Below are 25,277 nucleotides of genomic sequence, written 5' to 3' on the forward strand. Positions count from 1 at the left end.
GAAATAAATATTTTTTTTGTTTTTTATTAAAAAAAGAATTTTTATTTAAAATAAAAAATTTACAACTATGAGTATAATTTATATGATCAATCCTAAATTATTAAGAAAATGTACAAAAAAAATATCTAAAGAATTATTAAAAAAAGGATTTGTGTTTAATATTAATAAATTTAAAAAATTAGAAAATAAAAGAAAAAAGATACAAATAAAAAGTGAAAAATTAAGATTTTATCAAAAAAAAATATCTAAAATGTTTAGTAAAACAAAAACATTGTTAGAAAAAAATAATTTAAAGATAAAAGGAATTAAATTAAGTAAAAAAATTCAAAAATATAATTCTATTTTAAAAAAAATTCAAAAAAAATTACTTAATTTTTATCTTTCTATTCCAAATATTTTATTAAATGATGTACCTATTGGAAATAATAAATCTTTTAATAAAATTATATATTGTTGGGGAAAAATAAAAAAAATGGATTTTAAAATAAAAGATCATGTTGAATTAGGAAACAATATTGATGGTTTTGATTGGAAAAATTCTGCAAAAATTTCTGGAGCAAATTTTGTTGTAATGAAAAAAGAAATAGCAAAATTATATCGAATACTTAGTCAATTTATGTTAGATTTACATATAATAAATCATAATTATATAGAAATATATGTTCCATATATTGTACATAAAGATAGTTTATATGGTACAGGTCAACTCCCTAAGTTTAATTCTGATTTATTTTATGTAAATTCTGAAAAAAATAGAAATGAGAATAATCATTACCTTATTCCTACTGCAGAAGTTCCATTAACAAATTTAGTAAAAAATACTCTTCTTCAAGAAAAAAATTTACCATATATGTTTGTTTCAAATACTCCTTGTTTTCGTTCTGAATCTACTTCATATGGAAAAAATTTTAAAGGATTAATAAGATTACATCAATTTGATAAAGTAGAATTAGTTCAAATCGTTCATCCAAAAAATTCTTTTCAAGCTTTAGAAAATATTACTTTTCATGCAGAAAAAGTATTAAAACTTTTAAAATTGCCTTATAGAAAAGTACTTTTATGTTCAGAAGAAACAAATTTTTCTTCTGCAAAAACATATGATTTAGAAGTATGGTTTCCTTCACAAAAATCATATAAAGAAATTTCATCTTGTTCAAATATGTTAGATTTTCAATCAAGAAGAATAAAATCACGTTATTTTGATTATAAAAAAAATAAGAATTGTTATGTTCATACATTAAATGGATCTGCTTTAGCTGTAGGAAGAACTTTAGCTGCATTATTAGAAAATTATCAACAAAGTGATGGTTCTATTAAAGTACCTAAAATTTTAAGTAAAAAATATATGAATGGATTAAAATTTATAAAATAATTTAAATACAAATATTATATTTTATGTATACAAAATTATATTTATAATTCATAAAAATATTATTTAATTTTTATTTTAATTTAATATAAGATGGTGAATCATGAATCATATTTATAATTTTAGTGCTGGACCTTCTATGTTACCTTTAGAAGTAATGAATAAAGCGAAAAAAGATTTTAAAAATTGGTGTAATTTAGGATCTTCTGTATTAGAAATAAGTCATAGAAGTCAAGAATTTTTATCTCTTGTTAAAAATTCAAAACAAGATTTAAGAGATTTATTAAACATTCCTTTAAATTATGAAATATTATTTTTTCAAGGAGGAGCTAGAGGTCAATTTTCTGCTATTCCTATGAATTTCACCACAAAAAATGATCAAGTAGATTATATTTATAGCGGTTATTGGTCTATGGAAGCAGCCAAAGAAGCAAAAAAATATTGTAAGACTAAAATAATAAATGTAATATCTGAATTTAATAAAAAAAAATCTATTATACCTTATAAAAAATGGAAAATAAATTCAAAATCTAATTATATACATTATTGTCCAAATGAAACAATTGAAGGTATTTCTATTTATGAAGAACCTGTTTTTAAAAATAAAATTTTAATCGGAGATTTTTCTTCTACTTTATTATCTAGAAAAATTAATATTAAAAAATATTCTTTAATTTATGCTAGCGCTCAAAAAAATATTGGAGCATCAGGAATTACAATTGTAATTATTAAAAAAAAAATTATTCGATCTCCAAAAAATTTTGTTCCCTCAATATTAAGTTATAAAAATATTTTAGAAAATGATTCATTATTTAATACTCCAGTTAATTTTTCTTGGTATTTATCAAGTTTAATATTTAAATGGATAAAAAAAGTAGGAGGAATAAAAAAAATTGAAAAAATAAATGTAGAAAAAGCGAATTTATTATATAAAACAATAGATAAAAGTAAATTTTATAATAATTATATACATAAAAAAAATAGATCAAATATGAATGTAGTATTTCAATTAAAAAATAAAAAATTAAATGATATTTTTGTAAAAGAAGCTAAATTAAAAAATTTATATGCTTTAAATAATCATAAAATTTTAGGTGGAATAAGAGCTTCTATTTATAATGCAATGCCAATTCAAGGAATAAAAAAATTAATTAAATTTATGATATATTTTGAAAAAAAATATTATAAAATTTCTTAAATAAATTAAAAACATTATATAATTTTAAATTTAAAAATTTATTAATTAAAATATGAAAAATATAATTAAATTAAAATCTCCTATTAAAATAGAAGGTGAAATATCTTTACCTGGTTCAAAAAGTATTACTAATAGAGCGCTTTTATTAGCTTCTCTTTCAAATGGAAAAACAAAATTAAAAAATATTTTATATAGTGATGATGTAAAATATATGTTAAAAGCTTTAAAAAAATTAGGTGTAAAATTTAATCTTTCAAAAAAAAAAAAATCCTGTGTGATATATGGTCAAGGAAAATATTTTCCAAAAAATAAAAATATTACTTTATTTTTAGGTAATGCTGGAACTGCTGTACGTTTTTTATTATCTGCATTATCTATAAAAAAAAATAATATTATTATTACTGGAGATAATAGAATGCAAGAAAGACCTATTAAACATTTAGTTGATGCATTAAAACAAAGAAAAGTTAAAATTAAATATTTAAAAAATAATGGATTTGTTCCGTTATTAGTTCATGGAAAGTTTATTGGAGGAAAAATAATTTTAGATGGTAGCATTTCAAGTCAATTTTTAACAGCTATTTTAATAATTTCTCCATTATCTAAAATGAATACAAAAATTATAATTAAAAATAATTTAGTATCTAAACCATATATTGATATTACTATAAAAATGATGAAAAGTTTTGGAATTTTTATAAAAAATAAAAATTATAAAAAATTTTATATCATAGGAAATCAAACATATATATCTCCAAAAAAATATTTAATAGAAAGTGATGCTTCTTCCGCTTCTTATTTTTTATCAGCAGCAGCTATTAAAGGAGGTATAGTAAAAATAAATGGAATAGGAAAAAAAAGTATTCAAGGAGATATAAAATTTAGTGAAGTTTTAAAAAAAATGGGAGCAAACATTTCTTTAAAAAAGAATAGCATAACATGTAGTGGAAGTAAATTAAATAGTGTTAATATGGATATGAACGATATTCCAGACGCAGCAATGACAATTGCTATTACTGCTTTATTTGCTCAAGGAGAAACAAAAATTAAAAATATTTATAATTGGAGAGTAAAAGAAACAGATCGTTTATATGCTATATCTCATGAATTAAAAAAAATAGGAGCAAAAGTAAAAGAAGGAAGAGATTATTTAGTAATTAATGCACCTAAAAAATTTAAAGAAGCAACAATTAATACATATAATGATCATCGTATAGCAATGTGTTTTTCTTTAATTTCTTTATCAGGTACTCCTGTAACTCTTCTTAATCCTGAATGTGTAAATAAAACTTTTCCTGATTATTTTTTAAAATTTTTTTCAATATGTAAATATAAATAATTTTAAAAAAATAAAATTTATAAATATATTTTAAAAGGTAATATAAATGATTAAAAAATCTCCAGTAGTAACTATTGATGGACCAAGTGGAGTAGGAAAAAGTACTTTATCTCAAAAAATATCTAAAAAATTGAAATGGAATATTCTTGAATCAGGATATATGTATAGAGTAATTGCGTTTTATATAATAAAAAAAAAATTATCTATTAAGGAAAAAGAAATAATACCTATTTTAAATAAAATAAATTTTAATTTCAAATATGAAGAAAAAAAATTTATAGTAATTTTAAATGGAAAAGATATTTCTAATGATATTAGTTCTCAAAAAGTATCTATGGTTGCTTCTAAAATTGCTATTTTTCCTTATATAAGATATTGGCTTTTATTTTATCAAAGAAAATTTAGAAAATTTCCTGGTTTAATTGCTAACGGAAGAGATATGGGAACAGTTGTATTTCCAGATGCAATATTAAAAATATTTTTAAAAACAAAATTTATAGAAAGAGTAAATAGACGTATATTAGATTTTAAAAGAAGAGGATTTAATGTAAATAGAGATATTATTTTAAAAGAAATGAAAAAACGTGATTTAAAAGATAAAAATAGAATAATTTGTCCTTTAAGACCAGACAAAAATGCTATAATTATTGATTCTACTCATATGACATTTAAAGAAACATTAAATTATATAATAAAATTTATTAAAAAAAAAATAGTTATTTAAAAAATACTCTTTAACAAGGATTTTAGTTAATTTCAATTAATAAGCTTTTTTACAATGAAGTTTAAAAGTTTTATAAAAATATGTAAAAAATATATATGAAAGAATCTTTTTCCAAATTATTTAAAAAATCACTAGAAATAACTAATACGAAACCAGGTTCTATAATTAAAGGAATTATAATTTCTATAAATAAAGAAAATGTTTTGGTAGATTCTGGATTAAAATCAGAATCTTTAATTCCAATTGAACAATTTAAAAATATTGATGGAAATATAGATATTAATATTGGAGATAAAATAAAAGTAGCTTTAGATGCTGTAGAAGATGGTTTTGGTGAAACAATACTTTCTCGTGAAAAAGCAAAAAGACATCAATCATGGTTAGTTTTAGAAAAAAATCATAAAAATTCTACTAATATAAAAGGTACTATAAATGGAAAAGTAAAAGGAGGATTTACTGTAGAATTAAATGATATACGTGCTTTTTTACCAGGTTCTTTAGTAGATATTCGACCTATCAGAGAAACGTCTCATTTAGAAGGAAAAATTTTAGAATTTAAAGTAATTAAATTAGATAAAAAAAGAAATAATGTAGTTGTTTCAAGAAGAGCAGTTATAGAATCTGAAAATAGTGTAGAACGTGAACAATTATTAATGAGTATTAAAGAAGGTTTAAAAATTAAAGGAACTGTAAAAAATTTGACAGATTATGGAGCTTTTATAGATTTAGGAGGAGTAGATGGATTATTGCATATCACTGATATGGCTTGGAAAAGAGTAAAACATCCAAAAGAAATAGTTAGTATTGGAGAAAAAATATTAGTTAAAATTTTAAAATTTGATAAAGAAAAAACAAGAGTTTCATTAGGTTTAAAACAATTAGGTGAAGATCCTTGGAAAAACATATCTAAAAGATATCCAGAAAAATCAAAAATTACTGGAAAAATTACTAATTTAACAGATTATGGATGTTTTGTTGAAATTGAAGAAGGAATAGAAGGATTAGTTCATATTTCTGAAATGAATTGGACAAATAAAAATATTCATCCTTCTAAAGTAGTTAAATTAAATGAAATTGTAAAGGTAATGGTTTTAGATATTGATGAAGAACGAAGAAGAATTTCATTAGGATTAAAACAATGCACTATAAATCCATGGAAAAATTTTTCTAAATTAAATAAAAAAGGTTCTAAAGTTGTTGGAAAAATTAAATCTATTACTGATTTTGGAATATTTATAGGATTAAAAGAAGGAATTGATGGATTAGTTCACTTATCTGATATAGATTGGGAAAAATCTGGAGAAGATGTTGTAAAAAATTATAAAAAAGGAGATGAAATTACTACTGTTGTATTACAAGTAGATTCATATAGAGAAAGAATATCATTAAGTATTAAACATTTAAAAAAAGATCCTTTTAATAAATATATTAAAAAAAATAAAAAAAATTCAATAGTAAAAGGTAAATTAAATTCTTTTAAATCTAAAGATAGAGCAATTATAAAACTTAAAAAAAATATTTTTGGAGTAATAGTTTTTTCAAATTTAAAAAATATTGATATAAATAAACAAATTAAAACATTAAAACAAAACAAAATATTGGATTTTAATATTTTAAATATAGATAGAAAAAAAAGAATTATTTATTTATCTTTTTTAAAAAATATGTTTAATACAGAACAAAAAATAAATGATTCTATAAATAAATTAAAAAAATTAAAAAATAACAAAAATTTTTCTAATACCATGACAGATGCTTTTATAGATGCTAAAAATATAGAATAAAAATTTTTATAATAAATAGTTTATAGTATAAAAAATTATAAAAATATATAATTTATTAATTTAATAATTTTAGAAATTTAATTTTTTAAATATTGTAAAATATTTTTATTAAAAGAGAAATATATGAAAACACCAATAATTATTGCTAATTGGAAATTAAATGGACATAAATTATTAGTTGAAAAATTTTCTAAAAAAATAAAAAATATAGAAAAAAATTTTTTTAAAGAAAATACAATTATTTTATCTCCTCCTGTAATATATATTCAAAAAATGAAAGAGAAAATAAAAAATAAAAAAATTTTTTTTGCGGCGCAAAATGTTGATTTTAATAATAAAGGAGCTTTTACTGGAGAAATATCTTCTTATATGATTAATGAAATTGGAGCTAAATATGTAATATTAGGTCATTCTGAAAGGAGAAAAAATCATAATGAAGATAATTTATGTATAGCAAAAAAATTTAAATCTGTAAAAAAAAATAATTTAATTCCAATATTATGTATAGGAGAAACAGAGCAAGAAAAAAAAGATGGTTTAACTAAAAATATTTTAAAAAATCAAATTAATCAAATATTTTTAAAATGTGGATTAAATTCTTTTCATAAAACTTGTATTGCATATGAACCTGTATGGGCTATTGGAACTGGAAAAAATGCTTCTCCTATTTTAATTAATAAAATTATGAAATTTATAAAAAAATATATAATTTATAAAAGTAAAAATAAAAATACTAAAATATATTTGCAATATGGAGGTTCAGTTTCTACTAAAAATATAAAAAGTATAATAAAGAGTAAATATGTAAATGGAGTATTAGTTGGTTCTGGATCATTAGATTATAAAAATTTTTTTAAAATTATTAAAATTTCTTATAAAATAAAAAAAAATTTATTAAAATAAATTTTTTGCTAAAAAGATTATTTTTTTATCGTATTTTTTTTTTATAAAATTAAATGCATAATTAATATCATTATATATAATTTTATTATTTTTAATACCTATACATTTTCCAAATTTTTTTTTTAATAATAATTTTACTGAGAAATAACCCATTTTTGAAGCTAGAATTCTATCAAAAGCTACTGGAGCTCCTCCTCGTTGAATATGTCCGAGAACTGTAGCTCTAGTTTCTTGATTAACTTCTTTTTCTATTTTTTTAGCTAATTTTTTTACATTACAAATATGTTCTGTAATTCCTATTAAAATGTTTTTTTTTTCTTTTTTTACATTTTTTTTAATTTTTTTTATTAATTTTTTTTCATTATACGGTATTTCTGGTATAATAATATATTGACAACCTCCTGCAATTGAAGAAAATAAAGTTAAATCTCCACAATTTCTTCCCATTATTTCAATAATTGTAATTCTTTTATGAGAACAAGATGTATCTCTTAATTTATCAATTAATTGAACTACTGTTTCTAAAGCAGTACTATATCCTATAGTATAATCCGTTCCAAAAATATCATTATCAATTGTTCCAGGTATACTAATACAAGGAAAATTCATTTTATTTAATTTATTTGCTCCTATATAAGTTCCATTTCCTCCTATCGCAATTAATGCATCTATTTTTTTATTTTTCATATTTAAAATTGCTATTTCTCTAGTTTTTTTCTTATAAAATTTTTTATATCTAGCTGTTCCAAGAAACGTTCCTCCTTTATTAATAATATTAGATACACTTTTTTTATTTAATTTTATTATTCGATTCTTACATAATCCTAAATAACCATCCAATACTCCTAATACTTTTATATTATTGTTACAAGAAGTACGAACTATGCTTCGAATAGCAGCATTCATTCCTGGAGAATCTCCTCCACTAGTCAAAACTGCTATTTTTTTAATAATCATAACGCCTCTGATTGAAATTTTTTAAAATAAAAAATATTTTTTATTTTAAAAAATTTTTATTTTTATAAAAAATAGTATTTTTTTGGTTTTAAATTATTATCAAATTGATAAATAATTGGTCTTCCTGTAGGTATATTTAAATTTGGTACATCTTCAACTTTAATTTTATCTAGATATGTAATTAATGCTCTTAAAGAATTTCCATGCGCAACAATAATAATTTTTTTATTTTTTTTTAATTCTGGAATAATAATATTTTTCCAATAAGGTACAACACGTTTTAAAGTTAACTCTAAACTTTCTGCAAGAGGAAAATTTCGTTTTTTTATTTTAGAATATCTTAAATCATATCCAGATTTTTCATCATTATATTTTTTTATACAAGGAGGTACTGAAAAAAAACTTCTTCTCCAGTTAAAAATTTTTTTTTTTCCATAAATTTTTATTACTTTTTCTTTATTTAATCCCTGAAGTTTTCCATAATGTCTTTCATTTAAACGCCATGTTTTTTTAATTTTAACCCAAGGTTGATTAATTTTTTTTAATATTATCCATAAAGTATAAATCGCTCTTTTTAATACTGAAGTATGAAAACTATCAAAAAACATATTGTTTTTTTTTAAAAGTTTTCCTGCTTTTTTAGCTTCTTTTTTTCCATTTTTTGTTAATTTGGAATCATACCATCCTGTAAATTTATTAGATTCATTCCATTCACTTTCTCCATGTCTTATTAAAACTACTTTAAAAATCATTTAAAATTTCCTTAACAAAAATAAAAAAATAAAAAATATAAGATTAAGAATTTTTTAATTTATTATAAAAATTTGATTTCACTAATATAATTCTTTTCTAATTCTATTGCAAAGAATTATATTAGTTATAAATATTTTTAAAAATATAAAAATTAAAATAATATTCTATAGTATTTTACTATATTTAAAAATGAATTTCTATGAAAGAATATAATTTTAAAAAAACAACTATATATCTAATATAACTTTTATAAAATTCTCTAATGTATTTTTAATATTCATTAAAAATCCTACTGAATCCTTTCCATCAATTAATCTATGATCATAAGATAAAGATATATACATCATGGGAGCAATAGTAATTTTTTTTTTAGATACTATTGGTCTTTTTTTTATAACGTGAATTCCTAATATTGCAGTTTGAGGAGGATTTATAATAGGAGTAGATATTAAAGATCCAAAAACTCCTCCGTTAGTTATAGTAAAAGTTCCTTCTTGTAAATCTTGTAAAGTTAATTTATTTTCATTAGCTTTATTAATATAAGATTTTATTTTTTTTTCTATTTCTGACATAGACATTTTATTTGCTTTTATTAAAACTGGAGCAATTAATCCTCTTTTTGTTGAAATTGCAATATTTATATTAAAATTTTTATAAAAAATTATTTTATCTTTATAAATAGAAGTATTAATTATTGGATATTTTTTTAATGCTATAATTACTGATTTTACAAAAAAAGACATTAATCCTAATTTAACTTTATATTTATTTTTAAAATCTTCTCCCCATTTTTTTCTAATATTTAATATAGAATTCATATTTACTTCATTAAAAGTAGTTAACATTGCAGTTTTATTTTTAGATTTAACTAATTTTTCTGAAATTTTTTTTCTTAAAGGAGACATATCAATAATTTTTTTTATTTTTAAATTATTTTTTTTTAAAAATAAATCTAAATTTAAATTATTTTCATTAATTTTAAAATTGTTATTTTTAAAATTATTTTTAAAGCTTAATTTTTCATCTTTAATTAATGTTTTTTTTTTAAAAAGATTTTTTTTTCTTCTTTCAGATGGAGAAAAAATATTTTCTTCTATTATATTTATTTTTTTTTTTTTTATTTTATCTTTAAAATATCCTAATATTTCGTTAGATTTTACTGTATCACCAGTATTTTTTATTATTTTATTTAAAATTCCATCATTTGATGCAGGAACTTCAATAACTATTTTATCTGTTTCTAAATCTACTAATAAATCATTTCTTAAAATATTATCTCCAATTTTTTTATGCCATTTAATAATTTTAGCAGTATAGACAGATTCAGGAAGTTCAGGAACTAAAATTTTTATTTCATTTTTCATTTTTTATATCCTATTTTTAAAAACCGAGTCAATAATTAATAATTGCTCTTTTTTATGAATATATATATTTCCAGTAGCTGAAGATGAAGAAGAATTTCTGCCAATATATTTTATATTTCCTTGATTAGATAATATTTTTTCAAAAATATTTTTTATGTAATTCCATGCACCTTGATTAGAAGGTTCTTCTTGACACCAAAAAATATTTTTTACATAAAAATATTTTTTAATGATTTTTTTTATTTTAATTTTTGGAAACGGATAAAATTGTTCGATTTTAATTATAAGAATATTTTTTATTTTTATTAATTTATATTTTTCTAATAATTCATAATATATTTTTCCTGAACAAAAAATTATTTTTGAAATATTTTTATTTTTTATAAAACTTTTATCATAAATTAATTTTTGAAATTTTCCATTATATATTTCAGAAAATGAAGAACTAGAAAGTGGATTTCTTAATAATGATTTAGGAGAAAAAATAATTAAAGGAGTATTCATTTTTTTATGTACATGAGAAAATAATAAATGAAATATTTGAGAAGAATTTGTAGGAATACAAACTCTCATATTATCATTAGAACATAATTGCAAATATCTTTCTATTCTTGCTGAAGAATGTTCTGGGCCTTGTCCTTCATAACCGTGAGGTAAATATATTACTATTCCAGACGTTTGATTCCATTTTTCCATACTAGAGCTAATAAATTGATCAATAACTACTTGAGCAACATTAGAAAAATCTCCAAATTGAGCTTCCCAAATATTTAAAGTATTTTTATTTCTTAAACTATATCCATATTCAAAAGCAAGTACCGCTTCTTCTGATAAAACAGAATCCCAAATATAAAATTTTGAATTTTTAATATTTTTTAAAGGAGTATATTTTTTTCCATTAATTTGATCATAAATTGAAATATGACGATGAAAAAATGTTCCACGAGAAACATCTTCTCCAGAAATTCTGCATGATACACCATTTTTTAATAAATATCCATAAGCTAAATTTTCTGCTGCCCCCCAATCTAATTTTTTATTTTTTTTAATCATTTCTAATCTATTTAAATAAATTTTTTTAACTAAGGGGTGAGCGTTAAAATTTTTCGGTAAAGTATTTATTAATTTAAAAATTTTAATTAATTTATTTTTTGAAAATTTTAATTTAACTTTATTAAAAGAAGATTTCTTTTTTTTTAAAAAAGATTGAAATTTTAAAGAAGAATAATTTGGATTAATTACTAAACCTTTATCCAAGGTATTAATATAATTAGATTCTATTTTATTAATTTGTTTTATTTTAATAATTTTTTCATTTATTAATTTTTTAGAATATATTTCTTGAATTGAACGATGATTTTTTATCTTTTTATACATTAATGGTTGTGTTACAGATGGTTCTTCAGATTCATTATGTCCATTTTTTCTATATCCAATTAAATCAATAAAAACGTCTTTTTTAAATTTTTTTCTATAATCTATACTCATTTTTATTGAAAAAACAAATGCTTCTGGATCATCTGAATTAACATGAAAAATAGGAGATTCAATTAATTTTGCTATATCAGTACAATAATAACTTGATCTCATACTATTTATATCTGAAGTAGTAAATCCTATTTGATTATTAATAATAATATGTAAAGATCCACCTACATTATAACCTTTCGTTTGAGACATATTTAAAATTTCTTGTATTACTCCTTGACCAGAAAAAGAAGCATCTCCATGTATCATAATAGAAAGTACTGAATGATTTTTTTTAAATTTTAAAAAATCTATTCTAGATCTTGTTAAACCCATTACTACTGGATTAATAATTTCTAAGTGAGAAGGATTATATTCTAAATTAATTCTTCCTGTATTATATTTTGTTTTTACTTTAGAATAATATCCTAAATGATATTTTACGTCTCCATTATGTAAAGTATTACATTTTCCTGAAAACTCTTTAAATAATTGAGTAGTAGATTTTCCAAGAACATTTATTAAAACGTTTAATCTTCCACGATGAGCCATTCCTATATATAAATCTAATATATTTTTTTTTATAGAATATGTAATTAATTCATATAAACCAGGAATTAAAGAATCATTACCTTCTAAAGAAAATCTTTTATAACCTGGATATTTTGTATTAATATATTTTTCAAAAGTTTGAGAATAAATAATTGCATTTAATATATCTAATTTTTTTTTTTTTTTAAAACTACTTTTTTTCCAATTTTTTTCAATATAACTTTGAATCCATTTTTTTTCTTTTTTTGAATTTATATGACAAAATTCAAAACCAATTGTAGAACAATATTTTTTTTTAATCCATTTAAGAAAAATATCAAAATTTAAAAACTTTTGTTTTATATTTAAATTTTTATTAATATTAATTTTTTTATTTAAATAATTTTTATTAAAATTAAAAAAAATATAATTTAATTTATTTATTTTCTTTTTATATTTTTTTTTATTTAAAGGATTAATATCAGAATATTTATGACCTTTAAATCGAAAAAAACTTAATATTTTTAAAATTTTTTCTTTAATAAAATAATTTTTTTTTTGAAATATAATTTTTTTATTTTTTTTTTTTTTATTTTTTTTTTTTTTTTTTCTATTTCTTTAAATTTTTTTTTCCATAACTGACTTACTGAATTTTTGTTATTTAAATATTTTATATACATTTTTTCAATATAATTTTGATTAATAGAATTAATCCAGAATTCATTAAATATTTTTTTTAAATTTTTTTTATTCATATAATTTCTCTTTATCTTTATATATAATATTTTCAAAAAAATTAATAAAAATTTTTTTTAAAAAAAATAATATTTTTATAAATTTTTATCTTTAAAAAAATATTTATGCAGGATTTTCAATATTTATAAATTTTATATCTAATTCTTTATAAGTATTAGATAACCATTTTCCGAGTAATTTTATTCCTCCTTTTTCTGTTGCATGATGCCCAATAGAAAAAAAATGTATATTTGATTCACGAGCATAATGAGTAGTTTCTTCAGAAATTTCTCCAGTAATAAAACAATCAATATTATTTTTTATTGCTTCATGAATAAATTTTTGACCTTTTCCGCTACACCAAGCTACACTAAATATTTTTTTTTTTGCTGGAATATGTATAGGTTTTTTTTTAAATAAAGAAAAAATTTTTTTATATAATACTTTTCCACTAATTGAATTAGAAAAATTACCCCACCAAACAAAATTATTTAATTTTCCTAATCTATTAATTTTTAAAATTTTTTCAATATAAGAATTATTTCCTATTTCTAAATTAGCGTCTAAAGGTAAATGCCAACTATATAAATTTATATTATTTAATAAAATTATTTTTAATCGTTTTCTCATAAATCCTTGTATATTTTTTGGGGAATTATCCCAAAAAATTCCATGATGTACTATAACAGCATGTGCTTTATGAAATACAGCTTGTTCTAATAAAAGTTTACAAGATGTTACACCTGTAATAATTTTTTTAACATTAGAACAACCTTCAATTTGAAGTCCATTGTAAGTAAAATCTTTATAAGATTTAGCTTTTAATTTTTTATTAATTATTTCTTCTAATAACGTATTTTTCATATTGTATTAAATATTCAATTTATTTTATTTTTTTTAAAAATATATTTTTTACTTTTTCATATTCTACTATTGGTTTAGGATAATTTGAATATGGTTCATTTTTTTTTAACCATAAATATGGTTTATGTATATATTTTATAGGAACATTTTTTAATTCCTTTATATATTTTTTTATAAAAATTCCATTACAATCAAATTTTTTAGATTGAATATAAGGATTAAAAGTTCTAATATAAAATGATGAATCTGTTCCTATTGATGATATCCATTGCCAATTGCTATTATTTAAAGAATAATCAGAATCAATTAATTTTAACATAAAATATTGTTCTCCTAATCTCCAATTTATTAATAAGTTTTTTACTAAAAAGTTAGAAGTTAACATTCTTAATCTATTATGCATCCAACCTATTTTGTTTAACTGTCTCATTCCAGCATCAATAATAGGAAAACCAGTACAACCATTTTTCCAAGAATTTAAATGATTTATATTATTTTTCCATTTTATTTTTGTTTTAAAAGTTTTTAAAGATCCATTTCTTGATAATATCGGATAAAAATTAACTAAATGTTTAAAAAATTCTCTCCATAACAATTTTTCTAAAAAAATAAATGAATTTTTATCTTTTTTTTTTAAAATTTTAATATGATAAAAAATTTTTCTAACAGAAAAAATTCCTAAAGATAAATAAACAGAAAAAAAACTCGTATTGTTTAAATAAGGAAAATCTTTATTTTTTGCATAAAATTTTATTTTCTTTTTAAAAAAATTTTTTATTTTTATAAAAATTTTTTTATCTTTAATAGGAAAATATTTTTTATTAAATTTTTTTTTATAAAAATTAAAATATGGAATTTTTTCTTTAGAAAATTTTAAAAAAAGTTTTTTTCTTTTTAAAATACTACAATTTTTTAAATATTTTTTTTTATTAAAAAAAGAATTTTTATTTAAAATAAATAAAGCTTTTTTTTTAAAAAAACTAAAAACTTTATATGCTTTTTTTGAATTTGTTTTAATCATTTTTGGATTAATTAAAATACTATCGTGAAAACCATACATATTTATTTTATTTATTGATAACAATTTATAAGAATTTAAATCTCTTTTTTTTTCATTATATTCATATTGATAATTATAAAAAACTTTATTTATTTTATATTTTTTACAAATTAATAAAAGATATTTTACTGAATCTGAAAAATTATTTAATTCCTTGTATAAAAAAGAAATATTTAATTTTTTTAATTTTTTTTTTAAAAACAATAATCTTTTATAAATAAAAAATGCTTGAATATCAGAAATATTATGTTTTTTCCATTGTTTAGTAGTAGACATAAACAATGCTATAATATTTTTTTTTTTATTTTTACAAGCATTATTTAATGCCAAATTATCTTCAATTCTTAAATCATTTCTAAACCAAACTAAATTATTCATTAATAAATCCCTACTTAAAAAAAAAAAAAAAAAAATATTAATATTAAAAATATTAATATTTATAAATATTATTAAAATTTTAAAAATATTTATTTTAAAATATATTAAAAAATATAAAATTTTTATTTTAAAAAAAAATTTTATATTTTTCTGTTATTTATATAAATGATAATATTATTCTAAATAAAAATATTTTAAAAAAATAATAGGATTTTAAAAAAATGAAAAAAATTGGAATTTTTTTTGGAACAGATACAGGAAATACTGAAAAAATATCTAAAATAATTCAAAATATAATAGGAAAAGAAAAATCTGTTTTACATGATATATCATCTTCTTGTATTAAAGATTTTTTAAAATATGATACATTAATTTTAGGAGTTCCAACTTGGTATTATGGAGAAGTTCAATCTGATTGGGATGATTTTCTTCCAGAACTAAAAAAAATTAATTTTTATAAAAAAAAAATCGCAATATTTGGTTGCGGAGATCAAGAAGATTATGGAGAATATTTTTGTGATGCTATGAAAATTATATATAAAATTGTTATTTCTAAAGGAGCTAAAGTAATAGGTAAATGGCCAAATAAAAATTATTCTTTTGAAGCTTCTAAATCTTTATTAAATAAAAAAAATTTTTTAGGTTTAGTGATTGATGAAGATAGGCAGCCTGAATTAACTAAAAAAAGAACAAAAAAGTGGATAAAAAATTTATTGAAAAAAATATATTAATTTAAAAATTAAATATTTTTAATAAAAAATTAGGTATATATAAAAAATAATATATACCTATATTTTATAATATATTAAAAAATATATTTAAAAAGATATTAATTTTACAAGATCTAAAACTTTACTAGAATATCCTGTTTCATTATCGTACCATGAAATTAATTTTACAAAATTTTTATTTAAAGAAAGACCTGCTTTCGCATCAAAAATAGAAGTTAATTCTGAACCATTAAAATCAGTTGATACTACTTCATCTTCAGTATATCCAATAATTCCTTTCATTTCATTTATAGAATACTCTTTTATTACAGAGCATATTTTTTTATAATTTGCTGAAACTTCATATCTACATGTTAGATCTACTACAGAAACGTTTGAAGTAGGAACACGAAAAGCAATTCCAGTTAGTTTTCCATTTAACTCTGGAATAACTTTACCAACAGCTAATGCTGCTCCTGTTGAAGAAGGAATTAAATTCTGTAATGCTCCACGACCACCTCTCCAATCTTTTAATGAAACTCCATCTACTGTTTTTTGAGTAGACGTTATAGAATGAACTGTTGTCATTAAACCTTCAATAATAGAAAATTCTTTATGTATAATTTTTGCAAGAGGAGCTAAACAATTTGTTGTACAAGAAGCGTTAGAAACAATTTTTTCTCCTTTATAAGAATTAAAATTTACACCTTTAACAAACATAGGAGTATCATCTTTTGATGGACCTGTTATGACTACTTTTTTAGCTCCTGCTAAAATATGTTTGTTAGCAGAATCTTTTGTTAAAAAAAATCCTGTTGATTCAATAACTACATCTACAGAAAAATCACCCCATCTTAAATTTTTTGGATCTTTTTCTGAAGTAATATGAATTATTTTATTATTTACGATAATAGATTTTTCTTTAACTTTAATAGTTCCTTTAAATTTTCCATGAGTAGAATCATATTTTAACATATATGCTATATAATCTGCACTCAATAAATCATTAATAGCAACTATATCAATATCATTTCTATTTTGAGCTAAACGAAATACAATTCTTCCAATTCTTCCAAAACCATTAATACCTACTTTAATAGACATATTTTCTCTCAATAATAAAAAAATTTTTTTAACAAAAATTATTAGTTTAAAAAATAAAAAATTTTTTACTTTAAATATAATTAAATATATAAATTATTAAATTAATATAAAAAAATTTTTTAATTTATAATTTAAAATAAATTTCTATATTATATTTTTATTAAAATATAACATATTTATTTAGATAAAAATTTTAAAAAATAAAATTATTATTTATTTCTTTTTGAGAAATATATTATAATACTTTTTTAAAGATAATTTTCACATACATTATTTGAAATAAATAAAATTTTTATATTTTATACATTTAAAAATTTTTTATTTTATATTATTTAATCAATATATTATTAAAAATTTTTTTAATATATTTTTTAATATATAAAAATGCATTTAAATAAATATTTCTTATACATTTAAAATTTTTAAAAATTTATGAAAAATACTAATTTTAAACTATTTAAAAAAAATTCCTTTAATATTAATATTAATCAACTAGTAATTCATATTAAACATGGAATTGGTAGATATATAGGACTAAAAACAATAGAAACTCATGGAATAAAATCTGAATATTTAATTATTTTATATGCAGATAATGATAAATTATATGTTCCTATTTCTTCATTAAATTTAATAAAAATATGTACAAACATTACAAATAAAATATCTTTACATAAATTAGGTAGTGAAAACTGGAAAAAAGAAAAAAAAAATATTTCAAAAAAAGTTTTTGATACTGCTGCAATATTATTGAAAACGTATGCTAATAGATCTTCTAAAAAAGGATTTATATTTAAAAAAAATAATAAAAAATATTTTAAATTTTGTAAAACATTTCCATTTAAAACTACTCCAGATCAATCTAAAGTAATTAATTCAGTTTTAGATGATATGTGTTCAGAAAAACCAATGGATCGTTTAGTATGTGGAGATGTTGGTTTTGGAAAAACAGAAGTAGCTATGCGAGCAGCTTTTTTAGCTTTTTGTAATAAAAAACAAGTTGCTATATTAGTTCCTACTACTTTATTAGCTCAACAACATTATAATAATTTTATTTCAAGATTTAAAAATTATTCTATATCTATTGAAATGTTATCTAGTTTTAAAACAAAAAAAGAACAAAATTTAATTTTAAAAAATATTAAAAACGGAAAAATAAATATAATAATTAGTACACATAAAATTATATTTAATGATATTAAATGGAAAAATTTAGGATTATTAATAATAGATGAAGAACATAGATTTGGAGTTTATCATAAAGAATTTATAAAAAAATCTTTTAATAATATTGATATATTAGTATTAACAGCAACTCCTATTCCTAGAACTTTAAATATGTCTTTATTAGGAATTAGAGATCTTTCTATTATTAATACACCTCCAGAAAAAAGATTACTAGTAAAGACTTTTGTAAAACAAAAAAATAAAAAAATTATAAGAAGAGCAATATTAAAAGAAATTAAAAGAGGAGGTAAAGTATATTATGTATATAATAAAATAAAAAAAATAAAAAAAAAATTAAATTATTTAAAAAAATTAGTTCCAGAAGGAAATTTTAAAATTGGTCATGGACAAATGAAAAAAAAAAAACTAAAAAAAATTATGAATAATTTTTATAATAATAACTTTAATATTTTATTATGTACTACAATTATAGAAAATGGATTAGATATACCATTAGCTAATACAATTATTATTGAAAATTCTGATCATTTCGGATTATCTCAACTTCATCAATTACGTGGAAGAGTAGGAAGATCATATTATCAAGCATATGCTTTTTTATTAGTTTCAAATATAAAAAAAATAACTGAAAATTCTAAAAAAAGATTAAAATCTATTTCATCTATTGAAGATTTTAGTGCTGGATTTTCTTTAGCCAAAAACGATTTAGAAATTAGAGGAATGGGAGAAATTTTAGGAACTAAACAAAGTGGATATATAAAGAACATAGGATTAGATTTATATACAAAATTACTTAAAAAAGCAATTAAAACTTTAAAAAAAGGAAATAAAAAATCAATAAAAAATTTACTAAGTAATAACACAAAAATTGAATTTGATGTTCCTGCATTATTACCAGATAATTATATTTTAAATGTAAATAAAAGACTTTTTTTTTATTTAAAATTATCTTCTATAAAAACAATAAATGAATTAAAATTAATTAAAAGAAAACTTATAAATTCATTTGGAAATTTACCAAAACTAGCTAAAAATTTGATATTAGTTACAAAAATAAAAATACTTTCTAAAAATTTTGAAATTAAAAAAATAAAATTTAATACTGAAGGAGGTATAATAAAATTTTTTTATCCAAATAAAATAAATACAATTTGGCTAATTAAATTTTTAAAAAAAAAATATAAAAATTGGAAATTAAAAAATAAAAATAGTTTATTTTTTTTTAAAAAATTTAATAATAAAACAGATAAAATTAAATGGATTATAAAATTTATATTAACAATAAAAAAAAATGATAAAAAAATATGAAAAAAAAAATTATTTATGTTTCTATTCCAAAAAAAAATATTATTCAAGTATTTAAATTTAATAAAAAAAAAATTAAAAAAATTCAAGAAATTTTTACAAATGGAGAAGTTCAACCTATAAAATTATATAAAAAAAAAAATATTCTTTATGCTGGAGTAAGAAATTCTTCAAGAATTATTATATATAAAATTAATTCAAAAGGGTTATTAAAATTTATAAAAGAAGTATATACAATAGGAAGTCCTAATCATTTATCAATAGATAAAAAAAAAAAATATTTATTTAATAGTTCATATGGAGAAAATTGTATAACTTGTCATAAACTATTAAATAACGGAATTTTAAAAAAAACTTATAAAACAAAAAATAATATATTAGGATGTCATTCATCTATTTCTGAATTAAAAAGTAAAATATTATTTTTTACTTCTTTAAAAAAAGATAAAATTTTTATATGTAAAATAAAAAAAATAAAGAGTTCATTTCATAAAAAAATTAAATACCTTAAATCTGAAAAAAATAGTGGACCTCGTCATTTAGAAATTCATCCAAATAATAAATTTTTATATGTAATTAATGAATTGAATGCAAATATTTTAGTATGGAAAATTAATAAAAAAATACATAAAATTAAAAAAAATTATATACAAAAAATAGATATTGTACCAAATTTTTTTGGAAAAAAATGGGCAGCAGATATTCATATACATCCATCTGGAAATTTTTTATATTCATGTGAAAGAACTACCAGTAAAATTACATTATTTTATGTAAATTCAAAAAATGGAACATTAAAATTTATAAAGACTTATAACACTGAAAAACAACCAAGAAGTTTTAAATTAGATAAAGAAGGAAAATTTTTAATTATTTCGGGACAAAAATCAAATTCAATATCTATATATAAAATAAATAATACAAATGGATTTTTAAAAAAAATAAATCAATTTAAAACTTTAGAAGAACCATTATGGATAGAAATTTTAACATTAAATTAAAATTTAATTATTAAATTAATTTATAATAATTTTATATATTATTAAAATCTTTTATTATAAAAAACTAATTATAAATAGGATATTTAGAACAAATTTCTAAAATACTTTTTTTTACTTTTAAACTCATTCTATTATCTCCAAAATTATTTAATAATTTTACTATATAAAAAGAAATTTTTTCAGATTCTATTTTTTTTAATCCTCTACGAGTAATAGCTGGAGTACCTATTCGAATTCCTGAAGTAACAAAAGCGCTTCGAAATTCATTTGGAATAGTATTTTTATTTACAGTAATATTACTTTTATTAAGAAAATTTTCTGCTTCTTTTCCTGTAATATTATTTTTAGTTAAATTAAGAACAAATAAATGATTAAAAGTTTCATTAGAAACAACTTTAAAATTATTTTTTATAAAATATTTTGCCATTATTTTTGCATTTATTAAAATCTGTTTTTGATATTTTATAAAATCTTTATTTAAAGCTTCTTTAAATGCAATTGCTTTTGCAGCTATTACATGCATTAAAGGTCCACCTTGTGTTCCAGGAAAAATAGATCTATCTAATTTATTATATAAAGAATTATTTTTTTCATTAGATAAAATTAACCCTCCTCTTGGACCAGAAAGAGTTTTATGTGTAGTACTTGTAACAACATGAGCGTAATTTATTGGACTAGGATATAAATTAGCAGCAATTAAACCAGAAATATGAGCAATATCAGCTATTAAATAAGCATTTATTTCATTAGCAATAGATCGCATTTTTTTCCAATTTATTATACCTGAATAAGAAGAAAAACCTCCAATTATCATTTTTGGTTTAAATTTTTTTGCTAAATAAAGTATTTCACTATAATCTATTTTTTCTAATTTATTTAATTTATATGAAATAGATTTATATAAAATTCCTGAAAAATTTACTAATGCACCATGAGTTAAATGACCTCCATCAGATAAATTCATACCTAAAATTAAATCTCCTGGTTTTAAAAGTGCATGATAAACCGCAAAATTAGCTTGTGATCCAGAATGTGGTTGAACATTTGCATAACTAGATTTAAATAATTTTTTAGCTCTTTTAATAGCTAAATTTTCTATTTTATCTATATATTTACAACCTGAATAATAACGTTTTTTTGGATAACCTTCTGCATACTTATTTGTTAAAATAGATCCTTGAGCTTTAATAACTTCATTACTTGCATAATTTTCTGAAGCAATTAAAGTAAGAGTATTATTTTGTCTTTCTTTTTCTTTTTTAATAAGATTCCATATTTTTAAATCATTTTTTTTATTAGTTTTTTTTAACATTATTTTCTCTTTTATTTAAAAAAAATAAAATTTTTATTAATTATTTTTTATTTAAAAAAATTTTTAATTCATTAAAAATTTTATTTAAAGAAATTATTTTTATTTTATTAATATTAAAGAATTTTATTTCAATAAAATTATTTTTAAATAAATTATTATTTATTATAATTATAACTTTTGCTTTAAATTTTTTAGCTCTAATTAATTTTTTTTTCATTGAACCTAAATTAAAATCTTGAATAATTTTAAAATTATTAAAATAATTTCTAATTTTTTCAATATACTTATAAAATCTAAAATTTTCATTTAAAAAATCTGAAATTATATAAATATCAGTATATAAATTTTTTGATTGAAAATTTTTTTTACTTTTTAATACAGCAACAATTCTTTCCATTCCAATAGCAAATCCAATTGCAGGAGTATTTGGACCTCCTAAAATTTTTATTAAAGAATCATATCTACCTCCAGCACAAATTGTATTTTGAGAACCTAAATTTTCACTTTTACATTTCCATTCAAATACAGTTTTATTATAATAATCTAAACCTCTTATCAAACGTGTATTTATTGTAAAAGGTATTTTATATTCTTGAATACTATTACATAAATTAGAAAAATGATTTTTAGAATCTAAATCAATATAATTTAATAAAATAGGAGCGTCTTTTAATAAATTTTGAATAGATTTTTTTTTACTATCTAATATTCTTAAAGGATTAGTATAAAGTCTATTTTTAGAATCAAAATCTAAAAATTTTATATTTGATTTAAGAAATTTTACTAAATCTAATTTATACCTCTCTCTAGATTGAATATTTCCAATTGAATTTATTTCTAAAAAAACATATTTTTCTATATTTAAATTTTTAAAAAAACAATATAATAATGAAATTAATTCTAAATCTATTCTTGGATCACTCAATCCATATACTTCACAACCAAATTGATAAAACTGTCTGTATCTTCCTTTTTGAGGTCTTTCATAACGAAACATAGGTCCAAAATACCAAAATCTTTGTTGAATTTTTTTTAAAAGATTATGTTCTAAAATTGCTCTTACAAAACTTGCTGTTCCTTCTGGCCTTAAAGTTAAACTTTCATTATTACGATCATAAAAATTGTACATTTCTTTTTCTATAATATCAGTTACACTTCCAATTGATTTTTTAAATAATTTAGTTTTTTCTAATATTGGTAATCTAATTTCACAATATCCATAATTGTTAAAAATTTTTTTTAATATATTTTCAACATTTTTCCAAAGATTTAATTCTTCAGGAAGATAATCATGAATTCCTCTAATAGATTGTATTTTTTTATTCATCATAATCCTTTTATAAAAATTTTAAAAATTAATGAAAAAAATATTTTAATATCCTAAATCTAGATTAATATATTATATTCTAACGTTTAATATATTAAATAATTTTTTAATTCTTTTAATAGGAAAAAATATGCATCCAATTTTAAATATTGCTATTCGAATAGCAGTACAAGGAGGAAATAAAATTATTCAAGCTTATGATAAAAAAATTTATGATAATAAAAAAAATAAAAAAATTTTAATTCAAATAATAAATAAATCTAAAAACATTATTTTTAATTTAATTAAAAAATCTTATCCAAAACATAAAATTATAATTAATAATTCATTAATTTCATTAAAAAAATTTATTAATCCTACTTGGGTAATTAATATATTACATGGAAAAAAAAATTTTATAAAAAGATTTCCAAATTTTTGTATATCAATAGCAATTTTTATAAAAAAAAAAATATGTATTTCTGTAATATATGATCCATTAAAAAATGAATTATTTACTTCAGTTTCTGGAAAAGGATCACAAGTAAATGGGTATCGTATGAGAAGCTCAAAAAATTACTTACTAAAAAATAGCTTCTTTTCAACAAAAATTAATAATGTATTTATTAATAAAAATATTATTTTCATAAAAATTTTAAATAAAATATTTAAAAAAAAAGTAATTTTTAGAAGTAATAATTTATTACCATTAGATTTAGCTTATTTAGCAGATGGAAGAATAGATTTTATATTAGATTTTAATTTTAAAATAAAAAATTATTATTCAGGACTGTTACAAGTTCAAGAATCAGGTGGCGTAATAAGTGACTACTTAGGAGGTTGTAATTATGAAAAAAATATAGTTATTATTGCTAATAATTTAAAATTAATGAGATTAATCATTTCAGAAATAAATTCAATTTTCTAAAAAAATTATATAATTAATTATTTAAATAATTTAAATATAAAAATTTATTATTTTTAAAATTATTAATAAAAATAAAAAAAAATTATTTTTAGAAATAATAAAATTTATAGTTTAACTCAATTTAAAAAAGATAAAATTTTAGAAAAATATGGTAAAATTTATAAAAAATAAATTTTTTTTAAAAATTCTCTTTAAAAATTAACAAAAATTTAGCTAAAAATAGTTTCTTTAAAAAATCTAAATTTTTGTTGAAATATTTAAAAATAAAAATATAAATTATTTGATAAAAAATATTATTTTTAAATTTAAAAAAAATAATTTAATTATATGAAACAAAAAAATATATATTTAAAAATCAATTAATTTAAAAAAATAAATTTTTATAAAAAAATAAAAAAAAAAATATTTAGTTTAATTTTTTTAATTTTAAGTAATCTAAATTTTAAAAAATTATTAAAATTTTTTAAAATTTATTTTTAAATAAAGTTAATTTTATAGAAATTAAAATAACATTTTCTAATTTTTTATCTAAAAAAAATTATATAAAAATCAAATAAAAAATTTTAAGAAATAAAATAATTATCAAAAATATTTTTAATAAAATAAAAAAATAAGAAAAAATTTAAAAATTTTCTAATAAAATTATTAATATATACTAATTTAATATTTAATTTTAAAATTAAAAAATTTTATTTAAATTATTATAAAAAATAAAATAGATTCAATTTTAATTTTTAATTTATCAATAGAAAAATTTTTTTAGAATTTAAAACTTTTTTTTTAAAAACAATAATATTTCCTTTATATATCCTCCTAATACAAAAAAAATCAAAAAAAAATTTTAAAAAATAATAAAAATTATATATTTTATATCAAAATTTGATATAACCGAAATATATTATAATAATAAAAAAATAAAAAATATTATTTAATTAATTAAAAAAAATAAATCTACTTCAATATTAAAAGGTTTTAGAATAATAAGTTTAATTAATAT

General features: G+C 18.4%; 20 protein-coding genes. 10 read left to right on the plus strand and 10 right to left on the minus strand.

Annotated elements, in window-relative coordinates:
- The first annotated feature begins 82 nt into the window (after positions 1 to 82).
- The 6 genes from serS (at position 83) to tpiA (ending at position 7,317) form a co-directional block, all read left to right on the plus strand.
- Positions 83 to 1,372 (plus strand): serine--tRNA ligase, encoded by a 1,290-nt coding sequence (serS, locus tag M5J13_RS01665; RefSeq protein WP_252837171.1) that lies wholly within the window; start codon positions 83 to 85, stop codon positions 1,370 to 1,372.
- Between the two features lie 100 nt (positions 1,373 to 1,472).
- A complete protein-coding gene (gene serC / locus M5J13_RS01670) occupies positions 1,473 to 2,567 on the plus strand; it encodes a 3-phosphoserine/phosphohydroxythreonine transaminase (RefSeq protein WP_252837173.1) in 1,095 nt (364 codons plus the stop codon).
- A gap of 52 nt (positions 2,568 to 2,619) precedes the next feature.
- Positions 2,620 to 3,906: a 3-phosphoshikimate 1-carboxyvinyltransferase gene (aroA, locus tag M5J13_RS01675; RefSeq protein ID WP_252837174.1), complete on the plus strand. Its 1,287-nt coding sequence runs from the start codon at positions 2,620 to 2,622 to the stop codon at positions 3,904 to 3,906.
- Positions 3,907 to 3,952: 46 nt separating this feature from the next.
- Complete coding sequence (gene cmk, locus M5J13_RS01680; protein WP_252837175.1) at positions 3,953 to 4,630, plus strand: (d)CMP kinase; 678 nt, start codon at positions 3,953 to 3,955, stop codon at positions 4,628 to 4,630.
- 95 nt (positions 4,631 to 4,725) lie between these two features.
- Positions 4,726 to 6,414, plus strand: a complete 1,689-nt coding sequence (gene rpsA, locus M5J13_RS01685) for a 30S ribosomal protein S1 (protein ID WP_252837177.1) — start codon at positions 4,726 to 4,728, stop codon at positions 6,412 to 6,414.
- Between the two features lie 123 nt (positions 6,415 to 6,537).
- Positions 6,538 to 7,317 (plus strand): triose-phosphate isomerase, encoded by a 780-nt coding sequence (tpiA, locus tag M5J13_RS01690; RefSeq protein WP_252837178.1) that lies wholly within the window; start codon positions 6,538 to 6,540, stop codon positions 7,315 to 7,317.
- On the opposite strand, the gene pfkA is transcribed toward tpiA, so the two are convergent.
- The 7 genes from pfkA to M5J13_RS01725 all read right to left on the minus strand — a co-directional run bounded on the left by pfkA (position 7,309) and on the right by M5J13_RS01725 (position 15,426).
- Entirely contained in the window at positions 7,309 to 8,271 is a 963-nt protein-coding gene (pfkA, locus tag M5J13_RS01695) for a 6-phosphofructokinase (RefSeq protein WP_252837510.1), read from the minus strand. The two genes, tpiA and pfkA, sit on opposite strands and share 9 nt — an antisense overlap.
- A 65-nt stretch (positions 8,272 to 8,336) precedes the next feature.
- Complete coding sequence (gpmA, locus tag M5J13_RS01700) at positions 8,337 to 9,026, minus strand: 2,3-diphosphoglycerate-dependent phosphoglycerate mutase (RefSeq protein WP_252837179.1); 690 nt, start codon at positions 9,024 to 9,026, stop codon at positions 8,337 to 8,339.
- Positions 9,027 to 9,254: 228 nt separating this feature from the next.
- A complete protein-coding gene (locus M5J13_RS01705; RefSeq protein ID WP_252837180.1) occupies positions 9,255 to 10,391 on the minus strand; it encodes a 2-oxo acid dehydrogenase subunit E2 in 1,137 nt (378 codons plus the stop codon).
- Positions 10,392 to 10,394: 3 nt separating this feature from the next.
- Positions 10,395 to 12,959, minus strand: coding sequence for a 2-oxoglutarate dehydrogenase E1 component (locus M5J13_RS01710; RefSeq protein WP_436835304.1), 2,565 nt, complete (start codon positions 12,957 to 12,959; stop codon positions 10,395 to 10,397).
- On the minus strand, positions 12,914 to 13,144 hold the full coding sequence (locus M5J13_RS02285) for a 2-oxoglutarate dehydrogenase E1 subunit family protein (RefSeq protein ID WP_252837185.1): 231 nt from the start codon (positions 13,142 to 13,144) through the stop codon (positions 12,914 to 12,916). Before M5J13_RS02285 ends, M5J13_RS01710 begins: the two co-directional genes overlap by 46 nt.
- 103 nt (positions 13,145 to 13,247) lie before the next feature.
- Positions 13,248 to 13,988: a Nif3-like dinuclear metal center hexameric protein gene (locus M5J13_RS01720; protein WP_252837186.1), complete on the minus strand. Its 741-nt coding sequence runs from the start codon at positions 13,986 to 13,988 to the stop codon at positions 13,248 to 13,250.
- Positions 13,989 to 14,007: 19 nt separating this feature from the next.
- Positions 14,008 to 15,426, minus strand: coding sequence for an FAD-binding domain-containing protein (locus tag M5J13_RS01725; protein WP_252837187.1), 1,419 nt, complete (start codon positions 15,424 to 15,426; stop codon positions 14,008 to 14,010).
- A 221-nt stretch (positions 15,427 to 15,647) separates the two neighbouring features.
- On the opposite strand from M5J13_RS01725, the gene fldA reads away from it, so the two are divergent.
- Positions 15,648 to 16,157, plus strand: coding sequence for a flavodoxin FldA (fldA, locus tag M5J13_RS01730; RefSeq protein WP_252837188.1), 510 nt, complete (start codon positions 15,648 to 15,650; stop codon positions 16,155 to 16,157).
- An 87-nt stretch (positions 16,158 to 16,244) separates the two neighbouring features.
- Here the strand turns inward: fldA and gap are convergent, their stop codons facing one another.
- Positions 16,245 to 17,240: a type I glyceraldehyde-3-phosphate dehydrogenase gene (gap, locus tag M5J13_RS01735; RefSeq protein WP_252837189.1), complete on the minus strand. Its 996-nt coding sequence runs from the start codon at positions 17,238 to 17,240 to the stop codon at positions 16,245 to 16,247.
- 432 nt (positions 17,241 to 17,672) lie between these two features.
- Here gap and mfd point away from each other — a divergent pair, with 432 nt between their 5' ends.
- Both mfd and M5J13_RS01745 read left to right on the plus strand, forming a co-directional pair.
- A complete protein-coding gene (gene mfd, locus M5J13_RS01740) occupies positions 17,673 to 19,736 on the plus strand; it encodes a transcription-repair coupling factor (protein ID WP_252837190.1) in 2,064 nt (687 codons plus the stop codon).
- Positions 19,733 to 20,734, plus strand: a complete 1,002-nt coding sequence (locus M5J13_RS01745; RefSeq protein ID WP_252837192.1) for a beta-propeller fold lactonase family protein — start codon at positions 19,733 to 19,735, stop codon at positions 20,732 to 20,734. The genes mfd and M5J13_RS01745 overlap by 4 nt, the downstream gene beginning before the upstream one ends.
- Positions 20,735 to 20,798: 64 nt before the next feature.
- On the opposite strand, the gene glyA is transcribed toward M5J13_RS01745, so the two are convergent.
- Both glyA and hisS read right to left on the minus strand, forming a co-directional pair.
- Positions 20,799 to 22,046 carry a serine hydroxymethyltransferase gene (gene glyA, locus M5J13_RS01750; protein WP_252837193.1) on the minus strand — a complete coding sequence of 416 codons (1,248 nt, stop codon included), beginning with the start codon at positions 22,044 to 22,046 and terminating at the stop codon, positions 20,799 to 20,801.
- 40 nt (positions 22,047 to 22,086) lie between these two features.
- Positions 22,087 to 23,373 carry a histidine--tRNA ligase gene (gene hisS / locus M5J13_RS01755; protein ID WP_252837195.1) on the minus strand — a complete coding sequence of 429 codons (1,287 nt, stop codon included), beginning with the start codon at positions 23,371 to 23,373 and terminating at the stop codon, positions 22,087 to 22,089.
- Between the two features lie 130 nt (positions 23,374 to 23,503).
- On the opposite strand from hisS, the gene M5J13_RS01760 reads away from it, so the two are divergent.
- Positions 23,504 to 24,280 (plus strand): inositol monophosphatase family protein, encoded by a 777-nt coding sequence (locus M5J13_RS01760; RefSeq protein WP_252837196.1) that lies wholly within the window; start codon positions 23,504 to 23,506, stop codon positions 24,278 to 24,280.
- The last annotated feature ends 997 nt before the right edge of the window (positions 24,281 to 25,277 follow it).

It is taken from the genome of Buchnera aphidicola (Periphyllus lyropictus) (genome assembly GCF_024029895.1).
Lineage (GTDB): Bacteria > Pseudomonadota > Gammaproteobacteria > Enterobacterales > Enterobacteriaceae > Buchnera_J > Buchnera_J aphidicola_BA.